Origin of the sequence: Corynebacterium sp. KPL2861 (assembly GCF_040225475.1) — a bacterium.
Classification (GTDB): domain Bacteria; phylum Actinomycetota; class Actinomycetes; order Mycobacteriales; family Mycobacteriaceae; genus Corynebacterium.
The window spans coordinates 22,200-28,199 of record NZ_JBEHFW010000016.1 but is presented as its reverse complement, the minus strand read 5'-3'; the positions used below and the strand labels follow the sequence as shown (position 1 = coordinate 28,199).

Here is a 6,000-nt window from a genome sequence, read left to right as displayed (position 1 = left end):
GATGGCCGTGGCCTTTCCCGACCGCTTCGACAAATACCTATAAACCTAGCCCCACACACAAACAACTTGACACGCTCAGAAGTACACCCCGGAGTACCGGCAGGAGGCCGCCAGACTGGTCATTGAGTCTGGGCGCCCAATCGCTCATGTGGCTAAGGAAATTAGCGTATCAGCCACAATTTTAGGCAGGTGGGTCAAACTTGAGCGGGAACGCCAAGGCTCGGTAGATGGCCGCAGTGATGCCGATATACGAGCCGAAAACGCTCGCCTGCGTCGTGAGTTAGCTGAGGCCAAGATGGATAATGAGTTCTTGTCAAAAGCCACCGCCTTCTTCGCTGCGAAGCAACGCGATCGGAAAAATTTGAGCTAATGCAGCCAGAGCAAGGCGAACTACAGCATAAAAAGAATGAGCAGGTTATTAGAGGTTTCTCGTTCTGGCTACTATAAATGGCACAAGGCTCAAGCAGTACGGCTTCGTGGTGAAAATCAGCGTCAGAGATTCCTCGACCAGTTAGACAGGAAAATTCATGACATCTGGGAAGATTCTGACGAAGTCTACGGTGCCCCACGGATTACTGCAGAACTCGCCGAGGGTGGGGTCTATGTGAATCGCAAAACCGTGGCCAAACGCATGCGGATGATGGGTATTGAAGGCATCTCACCCAGGGCGTTTGTTCCCGTAACGACGATTCAATCCAAGCGGAAGTCCACGCTTCCAGACCTGGTGAAACGCCTATTTGATCAAGGGCAGCTTAATCGAGTGTGGATGTCGGATATTACCTATCTACGCACGAATGAGGGCTGGCTGTACCTATGCGTTATCCGCGATGGACACTCCCGCCGAGTCCTAGGCTGGTCCATGGATAGTGTGCAGGATTCTTACCTAGTTGAACGTGCACTGCGCATGGCTTACACCCTGCGTGGTGAAGTACCCGACGGCGTGGTCTTCCACGCCGATCGTGGTACCCAGTTCACCAGCGAACAGCTGTGGCAGGTCTGTCAAGAACTAGGGATTGCACAATCGGTCGGCCGTACTGGTGTCTGCTTTGACAATGCGATGGCCGAGTCGTTCTGGTCGACATTGAAGACCGAATTTTACGATCGGAAGGAATGGCGAACCCGCAACGAAGCCCGGAAGGCGGTGGCTCGCTGGATTGAGATTGTCTACAACCGGCGCCGTCGCCACTCGTCCATCGGGATGGTAAGCCCCGTCGATTTCGAAGCCCAGCTCGCTGATCAAAATGGTAATAAGAAGGCCGCTGCTTAACCCCTAAGCAGCTTAACTACGTGTCCACGATTTGCGGGCAACCCCATTACTTTGAGACCTCACACACTTGATGTGGGTCAGGTTCCTATTAGCAGTTTGAGTATGTCACTGCCTTCGGCGGCATCACCCCCCGGATCATTGTCAGACAGGGACGAAAATAAGCCATACCGAAGCCAGCGACTAGTTCCACTGCTCCTCAAAAAGAAAAGCAAAAGGAACGCAGACAAACATAACCTGCCCCGGCATGGGGGCAGAGTTACGAATCCTGGGTAACCTCAAGCGGAACTGCTAACAACGTAATGGGAGAACTTCAGAACTACCTTCCGTATAGCCGCCGTGCAGTTCAATAAGAGCACGGCGGTTAATCGCCCTCAAGGCGCGTTAGCGTTTAGAAAGGAAGTTTGAAGTTCTTTAGAAGGTCATCGATGTTGATGTACTTATTGGCGAAAGCGAAGAGAGTACCCAGTGCGCCGACCGCGGCAGTAATAACTTCGATCCAGGCCTTGACGGACTCAGGATTCGCGTCCTTGGAAGACAAGTCTTGCGTTTTCTTGGCATCGTTTTGCTTGTTTGCGTCAGAATCAATGTTTTGGCTAGCAGTGCCGGTGGAGGTGGTAGTAGCACTCTGAGCAACGGTGTCCGCATTCTCCGCGGCAGTGGCCACGGTGGTGCCAGCGAGAGTAACGGACAGGGCGGTTGCGCCGGCGAGGAAGGCCTTGCGGGAGAAAAGCTTCATTGTGTTTCCTATCAAGCTTGTGGTGTTCAAATTTTTTAGATATTAGACGGCTGCGTGACTGTCTGAATTACCCAAGCTGAGTTTAATAAAAAACATTATCAATAAGGAATGGGGGTGTTTGAAGGGGGTGATTAATCCAGATGGAGAGTATAGAAAGGATGTGCTTTCTGGAGTTACGTGCAGGTAGGAGGGTGGTCAAGGCAAAGCATCGGATATGAAAATGCCCCAGCGCCACGCCACGATTTAGTTCGTGCGTTGCGCTGGGGTGAGGAAAAGGTAGAGGGAATGGAGGGAGGCATCGGCAAGCGCCGATGCCGCAGACTAGGCCTTTACCGTAGCCTTTTTGATCTTTACCTCTTCTGCAGGCTTGCCATCCTTCTGGCCGCCTGGATTGTCACCTTGATTACCGGTGTCTACGCCGGCCTTGGCAATCTTGTCTAGGGTCTTTAAGCCATCTTCGGTGATGGTGCCGAAGTAGGTGTAGTTAGGAGGTAACTCCGAGTCATCGTAGTTAAGGAAGAACTGGGAGCCGTTGGTATCCGGACCGCTATTGGCCATAGCAACGGAGCCGCGGGGGTAGACAACGGGGTTTTGTGCGTCCTCGTCATCAGTTTCATCGGTGGGGTATTCATCAGCAAAGCTGAAGCCTGGGCCGCCGGAACCGGAACCGGTGGGATCGCCGCATTGGAGCACATTCAAGCCACCAGAGGTCATGCGGTGGCAGACGGTGTCATCGTAGAAGCCGGAGTCAGCCAGTTCCGAAATGGCGTGGGTGGTGCAAGGCGCGGTGGCGCGGTCTAGGTCCATCTCGATCGGGCCCTGGGTGGTATCGAAGGATACGGTGACAGTGCCCTCGGTGGAAATATCCTTGCCGTCGGGCTTCTTGGCACCGTGGCCATCCTGCCCATTGTCCTCATACTCGCACTGAACGGTTGCCGGCAGGGCTTCCGCGCGCTTGCCGCTCAAGGGCTCCGCCTTGGGGGTTTCCTGCGTGGTCTGAGCTTCCGAGGTATCTTCCGCCTGGATGTCGCCCTCAGAGCCATCGCGGGTGGAGAGGAAGTAAATTCCTCCCGCGATGCCGAGGATGACGACGAGCGAGGCTAAGGCGACACCAAAAGGACGAGTCTTTTGTTTGCGGTCACGGGACTTTAGCTCGCGGTCGAGCTTGTGCAGCGCGTCTTCTCCGCGCTTTTTATTATCTGGCACCGTGGGACAACCTTTCTAGCGATTATCGGTGACGTGTCTCAACTAGGACGATTTTAGCGGCTTTGCGGACGTGGGGCTGACTTGGCTCGGGGATTGGCATCAGCAATAAGCGGTGAGCTATAGCGGGGAAGCAAAAGTATCAGTACGCTCGGGGCCATGGCTGAAGTTAAATTTTCTGACGAACCTACCCAAACCGCTGGTGAACTTCCCGCAGTAGGGGAGCCCATCCCAGAGTTCACCCTCGTTGGCACCGACCTTTCTGAGGTCACCAATAAGGATTTCGAGGGCAAGCGCCTCGTTATCTCGATTTTCCCTTCCATCGATACGGGCGTGTGCCAGCAGCAGCTGCGCACCTTTAATGAAAAGGCTGCGGGCCTAGACAATACCGTTGTCTTGTCCGTCTCCCGCGACCTACCCTTCGCGCTGGATCGTTTCTGCGCCGCAGAGGGCATTGAAAACGTGGACACCGCGTCCGATTTCCGCTCCGATTTTGGCGAGAAGTTCGGCGTGACCTTGCAAGGCTCCCCACTCAAGGGCCTATTGGCACGCTCCGTTGTAGTCACCGACGCTGACCACAAGGTCATCTACAACGAGTTGGTGCCAGAGGTAACCACTGAGCCGGACTACGACAAGGCTCTTGCCGCCTTGCAGTAAAGCTTTAAGCCGGCAGGCTCATTAAATCCAGCACCCAGCCTTTCCCACAACCCTCCGTGGCTGTGGGCGCGAAGGCTGGGTGCTTTTTACATGCTTGCTTCGTACTAGAATCCAGAGTGCCGATGCGATCAGGGAGGCGCGATGGGTGCGAGCCTCGTTAGACTTGAGCCATGGACATTAAAGGATTTACTGCGGGCCCATTTCGCACGAATACCTATATCGCGGCGGAGGGAAAGCGCGCCTTCATCGTGGATCCGGGCATGGATTCCATGTCGCAGGTTATATCGCACGACTATGACTATGAAGCTATCGTGCTCACGCACGGCCACATTGACCACACCCGCGAGGCCGGGGATTTGGCGCAGAAGCTCGATATCCCCGTTTATATTCACCCCGCAGATAGGTTCATGTTGGATTCTGGGGAGGGTGTCTCCGCCCAGGCACAGGAGCTATTCCAAGCCTCGAGCATGGTACCCATTGCCGATCTCCGCGAACTCCACGGTGGGGAAGAACTAGAGCTAATCGGGCATACATTCACCCTCCAGCACGCCCCTGGCCATTCGCCGGGGTGTGTATTGATCATTTCGGATACTTTTGCCCTTACCGGTGACGTACTTTTTGCCGGGGGAATGGGGCGCGTTGATCTTCCGGATTCTAATCCACAGGCCATGCTGGATTCATTGGCGGGGCCGGTGTGGGATTTAGACGATGAGCTGGACATTCTTCCCGGCCACGGCCCAACCTCAACCATGCGTCAGGAGAGGGCGACCAACCCATTCCTGCGAAAATCCCATGGGGTACTCTAGTGACCATGAGTGAAGAGAAGCGGTTCCAGGCACTGTCCGCACCGAAGGGTGTGCCAGAGTATTACCCACCAGAGTCTGCGACTTTTTATAAGGTCCGCCAGACCATGGTGGAACAGGCGCATCTTTCCGGCTTTCAGCACATTGAATTGCCCATTTTTGAAGATACCGCGCTCTTTGCCCGCGGCGTGGGCGAATCTACCGACGTGGTCTCCAAGGAGATGTACACCTTTGCAGATCGCGGTGATCGCTCTGTGACCTTGCGCCCAGAGGGAACGGCGGGCGTTATGCGCTCGGTCATTCAACACAATTTGGATCGCGGTCAGCTGCCAGTGAAGCTAAACTACAGCGGGCCGTTCTTCCGCTATGAGCGCCCGCAGGCAGGGCGCTACCGCCAGCTTCAGCAGGTTGGCGTGGAAGCCATTGGCGTCGACGATCCAGCATTGGATGCTGAGGTCATCGCCTTGGCGGATCGCTCCTACAGGGCCTTGGGTCTTAGCGGTTTCCGCTTGGAATTGACCAGCTTGGGCGACCGGAATTGCCGGCCCGCCTACCGCGAAAAGCTGCAGGAATTCTTGTTCAAGCTGGACCTAGATGAAGAAACCCGCCGCCGCGCGGAAATCAACCCTTTGCGCGTCTTGGACGATAAGCGCCCGGAAATGCAGGAGCAGCTTGCCGATGCCCCCTTGATGCTCGACTACCTCGATGCCGAGTGCCGCGAGCACTTTGAGACCGTCACCGGCATGCTGGAGGATATGGGCGTTGCATACGAAATCAACCCCCGTATGGTGCGCGGCTTGGACTACTACACCAAGACTTGCTTTGAATTCGTCCACGATGGCCTGGGTGCGCAATCCGGTATTGGCGGCGGCGGCCGCTACGACGGCCTGATGGCGCAGCTTGGCGGGCAAGATCTCTCGGGCATCGGCTATGGCCTCGGCGTTGACCGCGCCATCCTCGCCCTAGAAGCGGAGGGAATCACTCTGGAAGGCAGTGATTCCCGCGTGGACGTCTATGGAATTGCCTTGGGTACAGCGGCCAAGCGCCGCATGACTGGCATCATCAATGACCTGCGCAAGGCAGGAATCGCCGCGGATATGTCCTTTGGCGATCGCGGCCTCAAGGGTGCGATGAAGGGCGCCGACCGCGCAGGTGCGCGATTTGCTCTGGTCTTGGGAGAACAAGAACTAGAAAACGGTACCGTTGCCGTGAAGGACTTGGCCGCACACGAGCAGCGCGATGTTGAGTTATCGCAGCTGGTTGCCACTCTGGGGCAGGATCTAGAAGGCTAAGAGTAGGCTTAAAGAAAAAGGGCACCGAAGAAATTTGGTGCC

At 55.6% G+C, this 6,000-nt stretch carries 5 protein-coding genes and 1 pseudogene; 4 read left to right on the top strand and 2 right to left on the bottom strand.

Features of this window, described 5'->3' with window-relative positions; genetic code table 11:
* Nucleotides 1-76 precede the first annotated feature (76 nt).
* A pseudogene (locus ABRP84_RS10820) lies at nt 77-1,267 on the top strand (IS3 family transposase); the annotation flags it as partial.
* Nucleotides 1,268-1,655: 388 nt separating this feature from the next.
* On the opposite strand, the gene ABRP84_RS10815 reads toward ABRP84_RS10820, so the two are convergent.
* Together ABRP84_RS10815 and ABRP84_RS10810 are read right to left on the bottom strand one after the other, a co-directional pair.
* A complete protein-coding gene (locus ABRP84_RS10815) occupies nt 1,656-2,003 on the bottom strand; it encodes a hypothetical protein (protein WP_023022571.1) in 348 nt (115 codons plus the stop codon).
* A gap of 321 nt (nt 2,004-2,324) precedes the next feature.
* Entirely contained in the window at nt 2,325-3,209 is an 885-nt protein-coding gene (locus tag ABRP84_RS10810; RefSeq protein WP_023022569.1) for a peptidylprolyl isomerase, read from the bottom strand.
* A gap of 156 nt (nt 3,210-3,365) precedes the next feature.
* On the opposite strand from ABRP84_RS10810, the gene tpx reads away from it, so the two are divergent.
* The 3 genes from tpx (at nt 3,366) to hisS (ending at nt 5,958) form a co-directional block, all read left to right on the top strand.
* The gene (gene tpx, locus ABRP84_RS10805; protein WP_023022567.1) at nt 3,366-3,863 is read left to right on the top strand and encodes a thiol peroxidase; all 498 of its coding nucleotides are present in this window, start codon (nt 3,366-3,368) and stop codon (nt 3,861-3,863) included.
* A 170-nt stretch (nt 3,864-4,033) separates the two neighbouring features.
* On the top strand, nt 4,034-4,669 hold the full coding sequence (locus ABRP84_RS10800) for an MBL fold metallo-hydrolase (protein WP_349853759.1): 636 nt from the start codon (nt 4,034-4,036) through the stop codon (nt 4,667-4,669).
* A 5-nt stretch (nt 4,670-4,674) separates the two neighbouring features.
* Nucleotides 4,675-5,958: a histidine--tRNA ligase gene (gene hisS, locus ABRP84_RS10795; RefSeq protein WP_349853757.1), complete on the top strand. Its 1,284-nt coding sequence runs from the start codon at nt 4,675-4,677 to the stop codon at nt 5,956-5,958.
* The last annotated feature ends 42 nt before the right edge of the window (nt 5,959-6,000 follow it).